Annotated in this window: 16 protein-coding genes; 4 read left to right on the top strand and 12 right to left on the bottom strand. The window is 40.9% G+C overall.

Going from position 1 to position 16,884, the window contains the following annotated elements:
- Positions 1-13 precede the first annotated feature (13 nt).
- Positions 14-1,105, top strand: a complete 1,092-nt coding sequence (locus DPV85_RS06510; RefSeq protein ID WP_111327461.1) for an extracellular solute-binding protein — start codon at positions 14-16, stop codon at positions 1,103-1,105.
- A 78-nt stretch (positions 1,106-1,183) separates the two neighbouring features.
- On the opposite strand, the gene DPV85_RS06505 is transcribed toward DPV85_RS06510, so the two are convergent.
- Entirely contained in the window at positions 1,184-2,569 is a 1,386-nt protein-coding gene (locus DPV85_RS06505) for an SLC13 family permease (protein WP_111327460.1), read from the bottom strand.
- Between the two features lie 155 nt (positions 2,570-2,724).
- On the bottom strand, positions 2,725-3,951 hold the full coding sequence (locus tag DPV85_RS06500; RefSeq protein ID WP_049365141.1) for an MFS transporter: 1,227 nt from the start codon (positions 3,949-3,951) through the stop codon (positions 2,725-2,727).
- 174 nt (positions 3,952-4,125) lie between these two features.
- Between DPV85_RS06500 and DPV85_RS06495 the strand changes: the two genes are divergently transcribed.
- From DPV85_RS06495 to DPV85_RS06485, 3 genes are read left to right on the top strand one after another with little or no spacing between them, the layout of a single operon-like run.
- A complete protein-coding gene (locus DPV85_RS06495) occupies positions 4,126-4,836 on the top strand; it encodes a FadR/GntR family transcriptional regulator (protein WP_111327459.1) in 711 nt (236 codons plus the stop codon).
- Entirely contained in the window at positions 4,826-5,899 is a 1,074-nt protein-coding gene (locus tag DPV85_RS06490) for a Gfo/Idh/MocA family protein (protein ID WP_032822500.1), read from the top strand. Before DPV85_RS06495 ends, DPV85_RS06490 begins: the two co-directional genes overlap by 11 nt.
- 10 nt (positions 5,900-5,909) lie before the next feature.
- Positions 5,910-7,016, top strand: a complete 1,107-nt coding sequence (locus tag DPV85_RS06485) for a Gfo/Idh/MocA family protein (protein ID WP_111327458.1) — start codon at positions 5,910-5,912, stop codon at positions 7,014-7,016.
- A 76-nt stretch (positions 7,017-7,092) separates the two neighbouring features.
- Here DPV85_RS06485 and pdxH read toward each other — a convergent pair whose 3' ends face one another.
- The 10 genes from pdxH to fruK all read right to left on the bottom strand — a co-directional run bounded on the left by pdxH (position 7,093) and on the right by fruK (position 16,881).
- On the bottom strand, positions 7,093-7,725 hold the full coding sequence (gene pdxH, locus DPV85_RS06480; protein WP_049384696.1) for a pyridoxamine 5'-phosphate oxidase: 633 nt from the start codon (positions 7,723-7,725) through the stop codon (positions 7,093-7,095).
- Between the two features lie 66 nt (positions 7,726-7,791).
- Positions 7,792-9,438, bottom strand: a complete 1,647-nt coding sequence (locus DPV85_RS06475; RefSeq protein ID WP_111327457.1) for an ABC transporter substrate-binding protein — start codon at positions 9,436-9,438, stop codon at positions 7,792-7,794.
- Positions 9,439-9,571: 133 nt separating this feature from the next.
- Positions 9,572-10,981, bottom strand: a complete 1,410-nt coding sequence (locus tag DPV85_RS06470; RefSeq protein WP_111327456.1) for an MDR family MFS transporter — start codon at positions 10,979-10,981, stop codon at positions 9,572-9,574.
- Positions 10,960-11,469, bottom strand: coding sequence for a molybdopterin-guanine dinucleotide biosynthesis protein MobB (mobB, locus tag DPV85_RS06465; RefSeq protein ID WP_111327455.1), 510 nt, complete (start codon positions 11,467-11,469; stop codon positions 10,960-10,962). Before mobB ends, DPV85_RS06470 begins: the two co-directional genes overlap by 22 nt.
- Before the next feature lie 135 nt (positions 11,470-11,604).
- Positions 11,605-12,549, bottom strand: a complete 945-nt coding sequence (rseB, locus tag DPV85_RS06460; RefSeq protein ID WP_111327454.1) for a sigma-E factor regulatory protein RseB — start codon at positions 12,547-12,549, stop codon at positions 11,605-11,607.
- 70 nt (positions 12,550-12,619) lie between these two features.
- Positions 12,620-13,201: a sigma-E factor negative regulatory protein gene (locus tag DPV85_RS06455; RefSeq protein ID WP_014064430.1), complete on the bottom strand. Its 582-nt coding sequence runs from the start codon at positions 13,199-13,201 to the stop codon at positions 12,620-12,622.
- Between the two features lie 21 nt (positions 13,202-13,222).
- Positions 13,223-13,798 (bottom strand): RNA polymerase sigma factor RpoE, encoded by a 576-nt coding sequence (gene rpoE, locus DPV85_RS06450; protein ID WP_014064431.1) that lies wholly within the window; start codon positions 13,796-13,798, stop codon positions 13,223-13,225.
- Positions 13,799-13,915: 117 nt separating this feature from the next.
- Entirely contained in the window at positions 13,916-14,173 is a 258-nt protein-coding gene (locus DPV85_RS06445) for an FAD assembly factor SdhE (RefSeq protein ID WP_049364214.1), read from the bottom strand.
- Positions 14,174-14,258: 85 nt separating this feature from the next.
- Positions 14,259-15,935: a fructose-specific PTS transporter subunit EIIC gene (locus DPV85_RS06440; protein ID WP_111327453.1), complete on the bottom strand. Its 1,677-nt coding sequence runs from the start codon at positions 15,933-15,935 to the stop codon at positions 14,259-14,261.
- A gap of 4 nt (positions 15,936-15,939) precedes the next feature.
- A complete protein-coding gene (gene fruK, locus DPV85_RS06435) occupies positions 15,940-16,881 on the bottom strand; it encodes a 1-phosphofructokinase (protein ID WP_111327452.1) in 942 nt (313 codons plus the stop codon).
- Between the last annotated feature and the right edge of the window lie 3 nt (positions 16,882-16,884).

Below are 16,884 nucleotides of genomic sequence, written 5' to 3'. Positions count from 1 at the left end.
CAAGGAGCATCTTATGCAAAAAAATATCCGTAAACTTCTATCCATTGGTCTTACCGCTGCCGCCTTGGCTGTCAGTACTTTTTCCTCGGCTTCCACTGACTTAAGTGGTAAATCTTGGAGCGAAATCGAAGAACTCGCTAAAAAAGAAGGAAAATTGACAGTTAGCGTTTGGTATTTGCAGCCGCAATTCCGTAATTTTGTCAAAGAATTTGAAAATCAATACGGTATTAAAGTCAAAGTACCTGAAGGCACCTTGGACGGTAATATCAATAAACTGATTGCTGAAAAAAATCTAGAAACCGGCAAAATGGATGTGGTTGTGTTAAATGCTGACCGTTTAGGCAACGTAGCGAAAAATGACATTCTTTTAAAACTCAATAACTTACCAAATTTCGATAAATTAAATCACCACTTACAAGGTGTTGAATTAGGCGATATGGCTGTAGGTTACTGGGGTAACCAAACCGGTCTAGCTTATGATCCTATGCGAATCAAAGAAGAGGAACTGCCACAATCTTGGGCTGATATGGAAAGTTATATTGATAAAAATCCAAAAAAATTCGGCTATTCTGATCCAAACGGTGGCAGCTCCGGTAATGCCTTCATTCAGCGAGCTTTAGTATATATTAATGGTGATTATGATTACCGTACCGATAAAATTGATGAAGCACAGATTGCTAATTGGAAGAAAACCTGGGATTGGTTCAGCAGTAAAAAAGATGCGCTAATCCGTACAGCTTCGAATGCTGATAGTCTAACCCGTTTAAACGATGGTGAGTTAGTGATTGTCTCTGCATGGCAAGATCACTTGTTCAGCTTGCAAAAACAAGGTGCAATTACTGAGCGTTTAAAATTCTATGTACCAAAATTTGGGATGCCTGGCGGTGGTAATGTTGTAACCGTAGCAAAAAATGCGCCTAACCCAGCCGCATCACTTGTTTTCGTGCATTGGATTACCTCACCTGAAGTACAACAGAAATTAAACCAAGAATTCGGTGTTCGTCCACTAAATAGTGAATCTGGTTTGAAAGATACTATTTTCTTCTCAACACCATGGCGTAAAGCCGAAATGGAAGCCTTCACAAAAGAGGTTATTTCGAGATAAACAACAAACCGCACTTTAACGTGCGGTTTACTTTTATAGGCTTATAGGCTAATAAAGTGCAGTCAGTTTTAACCAGATTTACAACCAAACAAAATAAGTCATACTGCCGATGATGGCGATACAGAATAGGTTTAAAATCAAACCGACTTTGGCCATATCAAGTTGTTTCACATTGCCTGTTGCAAACACAATAGCATTTGGCGGTGTAGCGATTGGCAACATAAATGCACAACTTGCCCCACAAGCGATAATTGCGGCTAAAGCGATAGGCGGTAAATTCATAGATTGTGCCACTGAAATCACAATTGGCATAATCAACGCCGCACTGGCGGTATTCGATGTAAATTCTGTTAGGAAAATAATAAATGCCGTCATCACAAAGCAAAGTACCCAAAGTGGTTTGGTTTGCACAAACTGAACGATACTATCCGCCATAATCTTACTGGCACCAGAATCTTTCATCACGATACTGAGTGTTAAACCACCACCGAATAAAACGAGCACGCCCCATTCAACACGCTCTTGAATTTCTTTCCAACTCGCAACACCTGAAACACAAATAAAGATCACAACGCATAGCGCAATCACGGTATCAAAGTTTTCGATTTTTTTCGGCAATTCAAGGAAAGCCGTAATCCATGGGTTTAAGAGAGAGCTGAAAAGCAACATAATCGCCATACCGATAAAGATCAGTAAGGTAATAATATTTTTTCGATTAAAGCTGACTTTCTCAAGTGACGGATTAAAATCTACAGAAAAGTCTGGACGTAAAATCACCCATAAAGAAAAAATCATTGAAGGCACAAGAAGTACCATCACCGGGAAACCGTAACCTAACCATTCCGTGAAGGTCACTTGAATTTGAGACGCCAAAATGGCATTCGGTGCACTTCCCACTAATGTACCAATACCACCGATACTGGCGCTAAATGCCATGCCTAACAATACGAAGGCGTACAACCGATGATTTTTCTCTGCATTGATACCTTTTAACATCCCCATCGTGAGCGGTAACATCATCGCCGCCACAGCGGTGTTGTTAATCCACATAGAAAGGAATGTAGTTACGGTGAAGAGGTAGGTAATAGAAAGTTTTAAGTTTCCTTTGGCCAAACGAATAATGTAATTCGCAATAATCTTATCTAGATTCTGAATTTGCAACACCGCAGCCACCACAAATCCCCCAAAGAACATATAAATAATTGGGGTAGAGAATGGTGCGAGCGCTTTTTGTGTATTAATCAAGCCTAATCCTATGGCCACGACAGGCACCATAAGGGATGTCACGGTAATATTAAAGGCTTCCGTTAACCATAAAATACCAATAAAAATCAGCAAGGCTAACCCGCGATTCTCTTGAGCAGAAAACGGCAGTATTTTGATTAACACCAACATGAAGACAAAGTCTAAGGCAAGAATAATGAGACTTTTATATTTAGAGAGAAAGGTTTGTTGAGTTTGCATATACAATCTCCTATAAAACGATAGGGGAGATTATTAATTAGCATTTAACAGAGAAAATTGAAACATATTTTTAACAAATTTGTGATGCGCTTCAAACTATTTTTGTATAAACAACAAACCGCACCTAAAAGTGCGGTCTGTTTTGCTTTCGTTTTTTATTGTTGCATACGAGCTTGAATACGTTCTGGCAATCTTAATCCAACGAGAGCAACAAGGACAATTGTCCAGAATAAGGTGACATACACAAGGGCTGAACCAAGTCCCACTCTTTCGCTAAGTGCGGCGGCAATTACAGGAGACACCCCACCGCCGATCGCAGCGAAGTTATAGATGAAACCAATACCTGTGCTTCGCATTTCAGCTGGGAAGAAAGTGGCCATATATTTTGGCACTAAACCGGCAATACCTAAGTTAGTTGCAAGTAAGAAGAAGAGCAACGCACCAAGTGCTAATACATTATTTTCTGGCAAATAGAATACTGGGAAGAGGAAGAAAAGCGATAACAATAAGCTATATACAAAGGTTTTCTTCTCACCCAATTTATCCCCGATAAAGCCTGCAATTAAGGTACCGATGAGGATACCAAAGCCTGCCCAGAACATCAGTGATTTCACATTTTCAGCATAGCCATTTTCTTTGAGATAAAGTGGAAGTAAACCTACTACCGGCCAGTTTACGGAGAAAATTGAATAGCAAACTAAGAAAATAATTAAAGTAATTGGTAATTGTTTTTTAGTGAATAGGTCAGTAAGTGGAACTTTATTCACTTTACCCGCTGCTTTCGCTTGTGCCCATTCTTCACTTTCTGGTGCATGACGACGAACGTAGAGCACTAAAGCAACTGGTGCTAAACCGATGAAGAAAGCCATACGCCAACCATAAGTTTGAGATACCCAAGGAATCACTTGAGAAGCAAGAATATTACCAATGGAGAAGCCACTCACTAAGAATGCACTGGCTTTTGTACGTAAATGTTGTGGCCAGCTTTCAATGGCATAAGAGGAAGAACAAGCATATTCGCCCGCCATCCCCATACCGATAATCATACGGAAGATGAAAAGCCAAATATAACTGGTGGATAATCCGCACAAGAATGTGCCGACGGAATACGTAATAATGGAAACAATCATCGCCAAACGACGACCATATTTATCGGCAAAACTACCAAAAATCGCCCCACCTAATGGACGTGCGACGAAGGCTGCAAGTAATAATGTGGATGTTTCCGTTGTGCTCATGGCGAATTCTTTTTGAATATCCAAAAGCACGTAAGTGATAAGCATATAATCGAAGCCATCAAAAACATAACCTAACCAAGCCGCAAATAACGCTTTTTTTTGCGTAGGACTGACTTCTTTATACCATGGTAATGATGTTGCCATAACAACCTCCCTTCCTTGTATTTGAGAATTTTGTGGTATAGATCACAGAATTTAAAATCACTGCTAATTTCTGCTTGCATAAATAAAGATAAGACGTATGATGTCTTATGTCAATTAGAGAGAATGAGAGCTGGATCACAAATTCAGAAAATAGATTAGAAAATGAGAACAGAAATGAAAAAAACAAGTAAAAAAGAAGCAAGTCTCGTTTTGCAGGATAAAATCAAATCGCTCATCATCAAACAAAATCTTAAATCTGGCGATTTGATGCCAACAGAAAATGAACTGATTGAACAGCTCGGAGTGAGCCGTTCCAGTTTACGTGAAGCCATTAAATCATTAGAGGCGCTACACATTTTAGACATTCGCCATGGCGTCGGTACCTTTGTGAGTGAATCATCTCTTGTACCCATGATTCGTGGATTAAGTTTTCACACCCAACTGAATTTGCATAATGATCATAATCAGCTGATTAATATTTTGGATATTCGGGAAATTTTGGAATACGGCTTTGCTCCAATGGTGTTAGGAAAAATTAGCCAAGAACAGACCGCACTTTTGCAAAAATCAGTGGCCAATATGGAAAAAAATGCCCGTGAGCAAAAATTTTCCCCAAAAGATGAATACCACATTCATTTAAGACTTTATGAACCATTAAATAACCCATTACTGATTCAATATTTAGATGCGTTTTGGCAAATTTATCAACAAGTGGAAAAAGGCTTACCGCCACCAACACTTTCGCCTGAAAAATCAGCCATGCAACATCGCGAATTAATTGATGCCGTAGAAGCACATGATTTGGTACGGATGCAACGCGCGATCTTGCAGTATTTCCAAAGTATTCGCCAACGCTTACAACAAGGAGGGCATGATGCAAACTAATGGATTAAACATTGCCTTAATCGGCTGCGGATTTTTTGGTGTTCAGTTAGCTTCAGCATTTGACAAAGCCCAAGCAAACTTAATTGCGGTGACCGATATCAACCCTTCTCTTGCACAAAAACTTGCAGATCAATATGGCAGCCAAGCCTTTTTTAGTGTGGAAGAAATGTTGGCTGAAACCAAACCTGATTTAGTGGTTATCGCCACACCAAACTACGCCCATTATTCCCCAGCAATCTTAGCGTTAAACGCTGGCTGTCATGTCTTTATTGAAACACCTTTTACCTTAAGCTCTTCTCAAGGCCAACATTTACGCCGTCTTGCTGAAGAAAAAGGCAAATTCATTTTTGTAGGCCATTTAGAGCGTACGTTACCTGGCATGTTAAAAGTCAAAGCGGCTTTAGAACAAGGAAAATTAGGCCGCATTACTGTAGCACGAGCCATGCGTCAGCGTTGGATTGAAAACCTACCAAATAAAGAATGGTGGAAATTAGATGCCAATCTTACGGGCGGTGAGCTTTTCCACCTCATTCATGAATTGGATTTACTCTGTTGGTTACTAGGCGATATTGAGGCTGTTTTTGCTCAGGCAGCTAATCAAGCGCATCACGATACGCCAGATAGCCGTGATGTGTTGCAGTTGTTATTACGTTTTAAAAATGGCGTGTTAGGTTCGCTCGAAATGGGCACCGCTTATCGGTTACACCAATGGGGCATTCAAATTCATGGTGAAAATGGTGTGATTGAAGTCAATTTCTTTACCTCAAGTGTCACATTTAATTATCTAGATGGAAAAATAGAACACGTTGATTTATTTGATGAATTTGAGGCTGATTTATCTTTACGCGAAAGTGCAAAAGGTACACAGCAATATAATGTCACCCACGCACCTTGCCAACTTTGGTTAAGCCGAGCGGCTGAAATCGAAGTGCAAAGCGTGGTAGAGCACTTAACACAAGGAAAAACCAGCCCATTAAGTCTATGTTTAACTGAAGCCATCGAAGTTGCAGAAGCAGCGAAGCAATCCATGGTAACAGAAAAACAAATCTCAGTGAAAAAATAAGGAGTTTATTATGATGCGATATGGTGTTGTTGGCGTTGGCTATTTTGGTGCAGATTTAGCCCGTTTCATGAATGAATTTGATGATGCACAGATTACCATGGTATATGACCCTGAAAATGGTGAAACCATTGCTCAAGAATTACAATGCGTAGCGGCAAAATCTCTTGAAGAATTGGTCACATCACCTGATGTGGATTGCGTAATTGTCGCCACCCCAAACTACTTACACAAAGAACCGGTAATCCTATCAGCGAAAAACAAAAAACACGTTTTCTGTGAAAAACCAATCGCCTTAAGTTATCAAGACTGTGACGACATGGTCCGCGCTTGCGAAGAAAATGGCGTTACCTTTATGGCTGGCCATGTAATGAACTTCTTTAACGGTGTTCACCACGCCAAAGAATTAATCAATCAAGGCGTGATCGGTAAAGTGCTTTATTGTCACACCGCACGTAACGGCTGGGAAGAACAACAACCAACCATTTCATGGAAAAAAATCCGTGAAAAATCTGGCGGTCACTTATACCACCATATTCACGAATTAGACTGCGTACAATTCATTATGGGCGGCATGCCAAAAACCGTTACCATGGCAGCCGCCAATGTTGCACACAAAGGCGAAAAATTCGGTGATGAAGACGATATGATTTTTGTCACCATGGAATATGATGATAATCGCTTCGCAGTTCTAGAATGGGGTTCCGCTTTCCGTTGGGGTGAGCATTATGTATTAATTCAAGGGGAAAAAGGTGCGATCAAACTTGATATGTACAATACCAAAGGTACCCTTCGCGTGGATGGAAAAGACACCTATTTCCTCATTCACGAAACCCAAGAAGAAGACGATGACCGCACCCGTATTTACAACAGCACAGAAATGGATGGTGCAATTCAATATGGTAAACCAGGCAAACGCACACCGCTCTGGTTGAGTTCTATCATGAAAAAAGAAATGCGTTATTTAAACGATATTCTTCATGGTATGGAACCAACTGAGGAGTTTGTAAAATTACTCACTGGTGAAGCTGCCCGTGCGGCTATCGCCACAGCCGATGCATGTACCCGTTCTCGTTACGAAAACCGCAAAGTTGAGTTGGCAGAAATCATCGGTAAATAAAAATAACGTAAAAATAAACCGCACTTTGGTTACCAAATCAAAGTGCGGTTATTTTTTTACATATTTTTGAAGAAACTTACGGCGATAACCGCTCTCTTTCCCATTTCCCCTCATTGTATAAATAACAAATTCGGTCATGTAAACGACTTGGGCGACCTTGCCAGAATTCAATGCGATCAGGAATCACAAGATAGCCACCCCAATGTGGTGGACGAGGGACGTTTAGGGGGTGTTTTGCTGCAATCAGAGCTGCTTTCGCTAATAAAGATTTATGGCTAGAAATGACCGCACTTTGCTCGCTGGCCCAAGCGCCAATTCGGCTGGTGTAAGGGCGCGTTGCAAAATATTCATCTGATTGTTCAGGCGAGATTTTTTCAGCTTTGCCCTCAATACGAACAGAACGTTCTAATTCAGGCCAAAAGAATGTTAGGGCAACGAAAGGATTATGTTCTATGGCGCGACCTTTTCGGCTGTGATAATTCGTAAAAAATACAAAGCCTTGTTCGTTCACTTCTTTCAACAGCACCATTCGACTTGTTGGCCGACCATCTTCATTGACTGTCGCAACATTAACACCTGTTGGCTCGTTTACTTTGGCGGTAATCGCTTCGTTGAGCCATTTTTCAAATTGTTTTATGGGATTGGGATCGCAATCATGCTGAGAAAGCGCCTGTTTGCAATAATCCTCACGAATATCATGTAAGTCCATTTTCTTTCTCCTTTTGCTTGAAAACAAAAAGCCCTTGCAACTGCAAGGGCTAGTATAGTCCGTTAATTATTTACCATCAACACTCACACCATAAAATGCATCGTAGCCGAATGGACTTTGTACGTAGCCTTTTACGCGAGGACTAAGTGGTGCGAAACCAACAGAGTGAGCAACTGGAATCCATGGTGCTTGTTCATGGAAAATCACTTGTGCTTGTTTATAAAGTGCCGCACGTTCTTCTTTATTAGTTAAGCCAATCGCTTTATCTAATAAGGCATCAAATTCTGCATTTTTGAAACGAGCAAAGTTTGAGTTACCCGCATTAGCACTTGCAAGTAATGGAGAAAGGAAGTTATCCGGATCACCGTTATCACCTGACCAACCGAAGATACCTGCCGTTAATTCACCTGCTTTAGCACGTTTTTGATAATCAGCCCATTCAAACGTTACTGGATTTGCTTTTACACCTACTTTCGCCCAGTCAGCCATCACAAGTTCAGCCATACGTTTTGGATTTGGATTAGACGCACGTACCACTGGTTGAATCCAGAAATCAGTTTCAAAACCGTTTGGATAACCTGCTTCCGCTAAAAGCTGTTTCGCTTTCTCTGGATCATACGGATAATCTTGGATTTCGTCGTTATAACTCCAAATTGTTGGCGGTAGTGGGTTTTTCGCTGCAGTGCCCGCACCTTGATAAACCGCTTCAATAATTGCTTTTTTATCTACAGCATAGTTCAATGCTTGGCGTACTTTCACATTATCAAACGGTGCTTTTTCTGTATTGAATGCGATATATGCCACGTTCAAACCTTTTTGTTCCAAAAGCTGTACTTTTGGATCAGTTTTCATTTTGGCTAAATCCGCCACATTCGGGAAGAGAATTAAATCACAAGAACCCGCTTGTAACTTCGCATAACGTGTAGTCGCATCGGGTACGATGCTAATCACTAAACGATCAAGTGGTGTACGACCTTTCCAATAGGTTTCATTTGCTACATATTGTGCCGCTTGGTCAGTTTTGTAATCCACAAAAATAAACGGACCTGTCCCAACTGGTTTGTTATCGATCGTTTCTGGTTTACCCGCTTTCAGCATCGCATCTGCATATTCAGCGGAGTAAATAGAGATAAAGTCCATACCCAAGCTTGCTAAGAAAGTCGCATCTTTTTTATTCAAAGTAATACGAACGGTATTGTCATCCACTTTCTCAACTGATTTTAATAAATCTGGGAATTTCATTGCTTTGAAATACGGATAAGTCCCTTTCGATACGTTGTGATAAGGGTGGTTAGGATCTAACTGACGTTGGAAAGAAAAGATCACATCATCCGCATTAAAATCACGTGTTGGCGTAAATTCTTTTGTCGTATGGAATTTCACCCCTTTACGCAAATGGAACGTATAAGTTAAACCATCATCACTGATCTCCCAACTTTCAGCCAATGCTGGCTCAAGGTCAGTCGAACCTTTTTTGAACTCAACCAAACGGTTATACACTTGTTGTGAACTCGCATTGTAAGATGTGCCTTCCATTACCAACGCCGGGCTAAAGCTAAGTGGTGCTTTCGCTGTACAGTACACAAATGTGTTATTACCTGAAGGTTTTGCTGTTTCTGCTTTTGCATTTTCTTTTGCCGCAGAACCAGATTGATCACAAGCTGCTAAAAATAAACTGGCTGCAATAAGAGTTAAGGTCGCTTTTAATTTCATAAGTTTTCCTTCTTTAATCGGGTGTAACACCCAAACATAAATATAAAATTTTACCTAAGATATAAGCAAATCAAACTTTTACGAAATAAGAAAAAGATCTTTCTTATAACAAATTAAACTAAGGCATTCAATATCAGCGTTTTTTCCGCAAATGATCTCCATCTGTTTTACGTAAATAACTCAATATCCAAACTAATGCGATAGCAAAAATGGAAGTCGTCAGAAACGTGTAACTGAAAGCGTGTTGTAATGCATCCCCTTCATTACCAACAAATTGACGGTATAACGTCAAAATAATAGATGCCACAGCGATACCAAACCCAATCCCCACTTGTTGCACAATACTCAGCAAGGTTGAACCTGTACCACTTTGTTCCTGTGATAGATCGCCAACAGTAAGTGTATTAATTGAACTAAAAATCATCGACATGCAAGCACCGTACCACATCAAATTACATATAATCCATGTTGTGGATGATGAGGTATCAAGCCATGACATGGAAACTGTTGAACCAGCCATTAAAAGTGACGATAAAATTAACGTGGTTTTATAACCTAAGATATTTAAGATGTGTCCAATAAAACGTTTAAATACGACAGACATTAGCGCAATGGGGGCAAGCAACCAGCCTGACTCTTCAGCTGAATAACCAAAAGAAAGTTGGAACATTAATGGCAATAAGAACGGCACAGCCGAACCGGAAAGACGAATAAAGATATTGGCGGCAATGCCTAATCGAAATGTTCTTGTATTGAAAAGAGATAACGGCAAAATGGCACGATCATTACCTTTCGCATAAAAATAATAAGCCATCAATAATGCCATGCCAATCGCTAATGCACTATATGTGGTTATGCGATCACTCTGACTTTCACCGAGTAAATCAAGCCCGAGCGTTAAACCCACTAAACCAAATGCAAAGAGTAAAAATCCCGTCCAGTCTAACTTAGACGCATTACCCTTATGATTTCCCATCACTTTAGCCGCCGCCCAAAAGCCTAACATACCAATAGGAATATTAATTAAGAAAATCCAATGCCATGAGGTATGCACCACAAGCCAACCACCTAAAATCGGGCCAAGAATAGGGCCAATGAGTCCAGCTGTTGCCATTAAATTCCAGGCATTAATCAATTGGTTTTTCGGTACGGTTTGAATAATCGCAAGACGAGCAACCGGCATCATAAATGCACCACCGATACCTTGGAGAATCCGTGCGAATACAAGAGTTTCTAGAGAAGTGGCCATCGCACAAGCTACCGAGCCAAATACAAAGGTAAAAACAGCAGAGCGGAAAACAGTGAGTGTACCAAATTTCGCTGCCGCCCAAGCAGTTAAAGGAATAAATAAAGCAACGGCCAGAGAATAGGCGATAATCGCCATTTGCATTTCAAAGACGGGGGTTTGTAGATCTGTTGCAATAGTTGGTAAGGCAGTATTTAAAATAGTCGCATCCAAGCTTTGCATAAACAAAGCCATGGAAGCCACCCAAGCCAGCCCTTTATAGTACTGACTTTCTATTACTGCGTCTTTTTCCACCATTGATAAATAAACTCAGCGATCTGTTCAATGTGATTAATATCTAATAAAGTGCGGTCAGTTTCAAGCGAATAATCTGTTGCTAAAGCCAACACGTTTTCATCTAATTCCGGCAAAGGTTTTGTCATCTCTTGTCGATGCAACAAAATCTTTGGAATGGGTTCTTGTTTAAATCCTTCCACTAACACTAAATCCGTTAAATGACGATCAAATTGTTGGCTTAAATAGGCTAAAGAAACCGGCTCTTGAGGCGTTTCTGTCATTAATGCCCAACGACTATCGCAAGCCATAATAACTTGTGCAGACCCCGCCTCTTTCATTCGCCAACTGTCTTTGCCCTTTTTATCCACATGGGCATTGTGATGGCTGTGCTTAATCACTGAAACACGTAGGCCTTTTTTAATTAATTGAGGAAGCAATTTTTCCAGCAATGTGGTTTTGCCACTACCGCTGTAACCTGTGATGCCAAGAAGAGGAAGGGGATTGTTCATTGTAAAAACCTTAAGAAAAATGACCGCACTTGATAAAACAAAACCCCGCAGGACGGGGTCTAGCTATCAAAATCCATTAGGTGAAGAAAGTATAGCAAGGGGAAACAAAATAGCAACTTTCTCACGTCTACTGAATTATTTTAGGAATGTTACGCCTTGTACAATTCGTTTAGCTGCAGCAATTGGAAGCTGTCCGATAAAGGTAATTTCTTTATCGCCCATGACTTCACTGTAAATCGTATAAGCCCCTTGTTTCCATGTATTTTCTTTTGCGGCAGTGCTATCTGCTTTATTGATATAAAGCGTGAAAGTGAAAAGACCATCACTAAATAACGCATTTTCAATCACTTCACCATCTATTACATCTTGATTCTGGCGAATTAAATCAAAACCTTGCGGTAACCAATCAGTTTTCCAATTGATTGAAAGGAATGACTCTTGCTTCCCTTCATTTAAAAGTGGCGGCACTGACACCTTATTAAGGTAATCTGTCAAACCACGTAGACGATCATCGATATATAACGTCACGACACGGAACTGATCAAGTAACTTGCCTTCTCGATCAAGCATATCGCCACGCAATAACAAACCATTTTCTTCATCTAAGAAAACGAGGTATTGATAGCGAAAATCGTCTTTGGGCACAATACGAATGGTATCGACAAATCGGCCTGCAATTCGGTCTTTTCCAAGCTTAATAAAGTCATAATTCTGACTCAGCTTGCTAAAATCAGTACGAATGACCGCAGGAAGTGCATCCACAATCTCACCACTGTTAATCGTGAAAGCGCGTGACCCAGGCTGGAAATAGCTGACTAAATTACCGCGCTGGATGATCTCTTGTTGCTCACCATCTAATGTCACCAACTGCGCATACACTTTTTGCCCTTGCTTAATATGGCGATAACGGAACGAGTCCATATTCGTTGGTGTAGTTTGCACAAAAGCAATCTCATAATTTAAATCTCGCATGGCTTGCGACATTTTATTTAATGACTGAATTGGCTCTTCTGCAAATGCCGTAAAAGGTAACAGGAATAAGCCTAAAAGTGCGGTTAATTTGAGAAACGTTTTTTTCATAAATAAATCAATTGATCCATAAAAAAATTCACCACGCCTAAGGTGGTGAATTATCGATTAATTGCTGTAATTATTTCGCTTGGTTGCTACCCACATTTAAGCTATCTGCATGCATACGACGCTGTAATTCATAGTTTTGCAACATCGTACCAATACGGCGATTTTTTTGCTCAACCTGTTCCGAAGTGGCTACATCTTTGGTCGGAGCGTTGTAACTTACTTCTTGAACAGAATTGTTAAATGGTAAAGTTTGTAAAACTGGGTTTTCAGGTGTAACCGAGGTGCTTTTCGCATTAAATGATTGCACACCTACTACTGCCACCAAACACACACCTGCAGCCACCGCAATTTGTGTCATTGGTGCAAAGAATGCTTTTAATTTTTGCACGAATGGTAAGCTGTCAGCTTCTTCTGGGGTTGGTTGAGAAACAGTAATCTCTACGTGTTTTACTTCTTCTAATTCAATTAAATCAGCCATTTTCGCCGTAAAGTCAGCACCTAATAATACTGGTGACTCTTTACGCATAACCGATCTTACTGTGTGATATGCCGCCCAAGATTCTTGTGAATCTTTATCCTGACAGAGTTGTTCCGTCAACTCGGCACTGACTTCTTCTCCGTCCATATAGGCTGAAAGTAACTCTTTTTGCATTTTATAAACTCCGACTTTATTTTAACGTTGCATAAGCGGTTGTATTTTGTTCTCAATCACTTCCCGAGCACGGAAAATGCGAGAACGTACAGTGCCTACTGGGCAATCCATTATTTCTGCGATTTCTTCGTAACTTAAACCTTCAAGCTCACGCAAGGTAATCGCGGTTCTTAAATCTTCTGGCAAACTGTGAATGGTATCGAATACCACTTTTTCTAATTCGCTAGATAACATTTCGTTTTCAGGGGTATCTACATCACGTAGATGGGTTCCCACATCGTAGCTTTCAGCATCTTCCGCCAAAATATCTTCGCTCGGTGGACGGCGTCCCTGTGCCGTTAAGTAATTCTTTGCCGTATTAACGGCAATTCGATATAGCCAAGTGTAGAATGCACTATCGCCCCGAAAGGATTCAATGGAACGATAGGCCTTAATAAAGGATTCTTGTACAACATCTGGAATGTCGTTATGAGAAATGTAGCGGGTTAAAAGTCCGGCTACTTTATTTTGATAACGAGAAACCAATAGATTAAAGGCTTTTTTATCGCCTTGCTGCACTCTTTCTACCAAAGCCTGATCTGTTAGCTGTTCAGCCATATATCTCCTATGCTACGTCTAACACGCCTTCATATATTCAAGACAGCAAGCTATTGTTGCTTTATCAGACAGAGTTAAAATTGAAAAGTTCCTTATCTATAAAAAATTTCAAAAAAATTAACGGACATTCGTTTTCTGCACATCTTGGATATATTCAACCATCGCTTGTACTTCAGCATCTTCTGATTGACTGCCATTAAAAAACCACGAAAAAAGTTGTAAATCCGTGGCGGCAAGTAAACGAATAAAAATATCTTTTTTGTCGTCAGTCAGTTGGTCAAAATGCGCTTTATAAAAAGGCATGATGATTTTATCCAGCTCAAGCATACCTCGACGACAATCCCATTCAATGCGGAGTTTATTGTATTTATCCATAATTTCTCCCTAAATCATTGTAATTATACCTGATAAATGAAAAGTGCGGTTAAAAATTACCGCACTTTTTTAATCTAAGAATTGGCTATTCTGTCGCCTTTGGTTTAATCACCGCATAAACCACACCGGTTAATAATGCCCCCGTTGCAATTGCACCTAGGTAGAGCAATGGTTCTGAGACAAACGGAATCACAAATAAACCACCATGTGGTGCTTGAAGAGAAATATTTAATGCCATTGAAATCGCACCGGCAGTTGCACCACCGATCACCGAGCTAATAATCACACGTAATGGATCGGCAGCCACAAACGGCAATGCCCCTTCAGAGATAAAGCATAACCCTAAGACAAAAGAAGCTTTACCTGCATCACGTTGATTACTGGTAAATTTACTGCGAGCAATCCAAGTTGCAATCGCCATACCAATTGGCGGCACCATACCGGCAGCCATAGCGGCAGCCATTGGGGTATGAACTTGAGAGGCTAACATTCCCACGGAGAATGTATAAGCTGCTTTGTTTACTGGACCGCCCATATCAATACACATCATGGCACCGATAATCGCACCCAATACCATCGCATTAACCTCGCCCATGGATTTTAACCAATCGCTTAAGGTCGTCATAATTTGTGAAACCGGTGGGTTAATCACATAAATCATGGCAAGACCAACAATCAAGGTACCAAAGAGCGGGAGAATTAAAATCGGTTTTAAGGAAGTTAAACTTGCCGGCAATTTAATGGTTGCATTTAATCCTTTCACCACATAACCCGCTAAGAAACCGGCGATAATCCCACCTAAAATCCCTGCACCGGCTGTGGTGGCTAACATACCGCCAATAAGACCTACCGCAAGCCCCGGACGGTCTGCGATAGAAAAGGCCACATAGCCGGCAAATACTGCGATCATCAAGTGGAATGCTGCACCGCCACCGATATCCATTAAGGCTTTTGGAATACCATGGAAAATCGTTTCATCTTTGAAGGCTTCGATACCAAACATAAAGGAAATCGCGATTAACAAGCCACCAGCAACCACCAACGGCAACATGTGCGATACACCTGTCATCAAGTGTTTATAAACACCTTTTTTCTCACCGCTTTCTTCTGATTTCGCAGAAGATTTTGCTGCACCACCTTCGTAAATTTTCGCTTCTTTAAATGCCTTATTGAATTCCTGTGCTGTTTTCTTTAAAGCCAAACCGGTCGACGTACGATACATCGGTTTACCTTGGAATTTATCTAACGGCACATCAATATCAGCTGCAACAAAGACTAAATCTGCCGCAGCAACTTCTTCTGGGGTAATTTCATTACCTGCGCCTACTTGGCCACGGGTTTCTACTTTTACCTGCCAACCTTGTTTTTTTGCATAGGTTTCAATGGCTTCAGCAGACATAAAGGTATGCGCAACACCCGTTGGGCAAGCTGTAACCGCAACAATATTTTTGACGTCAGAAACGCCGCCGAATTCAACCGCACTTTGAGTAGGCTGAACATAGTCCACGGCTTGATTGAGTGCATTCGTCAGCGTTGCTTCAGGTGAAGCAATCAGCGCGTCTTCATTAGCTAAAAAGACTTTTTTGCCCACAAGATCAACAGAGTTTGGCAAACTAGATCCGAAAATAATCACTAAATCCGCCTCTTTAGCTTGTTCAACCACAGTATGATTGGCTTTTTTCGCTGCCACGCTCAATGCTTGGCGAAGTAAATAGGCTTTTGCCGCACCAATTTGCGGAGATTGAGTTAAAAACAAATTCATTACATTATCCTTCAATCACAGAAATTTTGACATTCGCCAGAATTGGCTCAAGCAAGGCGATATCGCTTACGCCCACATTACTTTGTGAAACGGCAAAGGCAGAAACAGCACTTGCAAACGCTAAGGTTTCCGCTTGAGACAAGCCTTTTTCGATACCATAAATTAAGCCAGCTACCATAGAATCACCAGCCCCTACGGTGCTCACCACGTTTTCACATTTAGGTGGTTGAGCTTGAATAACAGCTTGATCACTCAGCCATAAAGAACCATTCGCACCCATCGAAATAATGACGTTAGCAATACCTTCTGCTTTAAGTTTTTTAGCCGCCACAATAATTTCATCAAGAGAATTTAGTGGGTGACCAATCCACGCTTCCAATTCGCGATGATTCGGTTTCACTAACCAAGGATGCGCTTTCAAACCAGCCGTGAGTGCGGCATTACTGCTATCTAATACGACTTTCACACCAGCTTGATGCAACTGATTAAGCCAATCCGCAAATAATTCAGGACTCACACCACGCGGCAAACTGCCACATACCGCAACGATGTCAAAGTTTTGGCAATACGCTAATGAATCTGCTGTAAATTGCTGCCAAGCTTCTGGAGTGATTTGATAACCTAAGAAATTTAAATCTGTTACATCCGCTTCGGTTTCCGTAATTTTTACGTTAATGCGAGTTTTGCCCGCAACGCGGTGAAATTTGTCTTCCAAGCCTTGTTTTTTAAATAAGGTTTCAAAATCACCGACGTTATCTTCCCCTAAGAAGCCACCAACGGCCACCTCTACACCCAAATCTTTCAACACTTTAGCGACATTGATGCCTTTGCCAGCAGGGAAAATACCGAGCGTTTCAACGGTATTCACTTCGCCGATTTCAATACGAGACAAACGCCCAACTAAATCATAAGCGGAATTTAAGGTAATTGTTGCTACTTTTGCCATCAC

The sequence above is a fragment of the Haemophilus parainfluenzae genome, assembly GCF_003252725.1.
GTDB classification, from domain to species: domain Bacteria; phylum Pseudomonadota; class Gammaproteobacteria; order Enterobacterales; family Pasteurellaceae; genus Haemophilus_D; species Haemophilus_D parainfluenzae_L.
The sequence above is the reverse complement of the archived record's forward strand: the minus strand, read 5'-3'. Positions and strand labels throughout refer to the sequence as shown.

What these genes read in the sequence shown, in the direction of transcription:
- DPV85_RS06490 (WP_032822500.1), top strand. Translation starts at nt 4,826, where the DNA reads ATGCAAACTAATGGATTAAACATTGCCTTAATCGGCTGCGGATTTTTT.
- DPV85_RS06505 (WP_111327460.1), bottom strand. Translation starts at nt 2,569, where the DNA reads ATGCAAACTCAACAAACCTTTCTCTCTAAATATAAAAGTCTCATTATT.
- fruK (WP_111327452.1), bottom strand. Translation starts at nt 16,881, where the DNA reads ATGGCAAAAGTAGCAACAATTACCTTAAATTCCGCTTATGATTTAGTT.
- DPV85_RS06455 (WP_014064430.1), bottom strand. Translation starts at nt 13,201, where the DNA reads ATGCAAAAAGAGTTACTTTCAGCCTATATGGACGGAGAAGAAGTCAGT.
- DPV85_RS06485 (WP_111327458.1), top strand. Translation starts at nt 5,910, where the DNA reads ATGATGCGATATGGTGTTGTTGGCGTTGGCTATTTTGGTGCAGATTTA.
- pdxH (WP_049384696.1), bottom strand. Translation starts at nt 7,725, where the DNA reads ATGGACTTACATGATATTCGTGAGGATTATTGCAAACAGGCGCTTTCT.
- DPV85_RS06440 (WP_111327453.1), bottom strand. Translation starts at nt 15,935, where the DNA reads ATGAATTTGTTTTTAACTCAATCTCCGCAAATTGGTGCGGCAAAAGCC.
- DPV85_RS06510 (WP_111327461.1), top strand. Translation starts at nt 14, where the DNA reads ATGCAAAAAAATATCCGTAAACTTCTATCCATTGGTCTTACCGCTGCC.
- mobB (WP_111327455.1), bottom strand. Translation starts at nt 11,469, where the DNA reads ATGAACAATCCCCTTCCTCTTCTTGGCATCACAGGTTACAGCGGTAGT.
- DPV85_RS06470 (WP_111327456.1), bottom strand. Translation starts at nt 10,981, where the DNA reads ATGGTGGAAAAAGACGCAGTAATAGAAAGTCAGTACTATAAAGGGCTG.
- rpoE (WP_014064431.1), bottom strand. Translation starts at nt 13,798, where the DNA reads ATGGCTGAACAGCTAACAGATCAGGCTTTGGTAGAAAGAGTGCAGCAA.
- DPV85_RS06500 (WP_049365141.1), bottom strand. Translation starts at nt 3,951, where the DNA reads ATGGCAACATCATTACCATGGTATAAAGAAGTCAGTCCTACGCAAAAA.
- rseB (WP_111327454.1), bottom strand. Translation starts at nt 12,549, where the DNA reads ATGAAAAAAACGTTTCTCAAATTAACCGCACTTTTAGGCTTATTCCTG.
- DPV85_RS06445 (WP_049364214.1), bottom strand. Translation starts at nt 14,173, where the DNA reads ATGGATAAATACAATAAACTCCGCATTGAATGGGATTGTCGTCGAGGT.
- DPV85_RS06495 (WP_111327459.1), top strand. Translation starts at nt 4,126, where the DNA reads ATGAAAAAAACAAGTAAAAAAGAAGCAAGTCTCGTTTTGCAGGATAAA.
- DPV85_RS06475 (WP_111327457.1), bottom strand. Translation starts at nt 9,438, where the DNA reads ATGAAATTAAAAGCGACCTTAACTCTTATTGCAGCCAGTTTATTTTTA.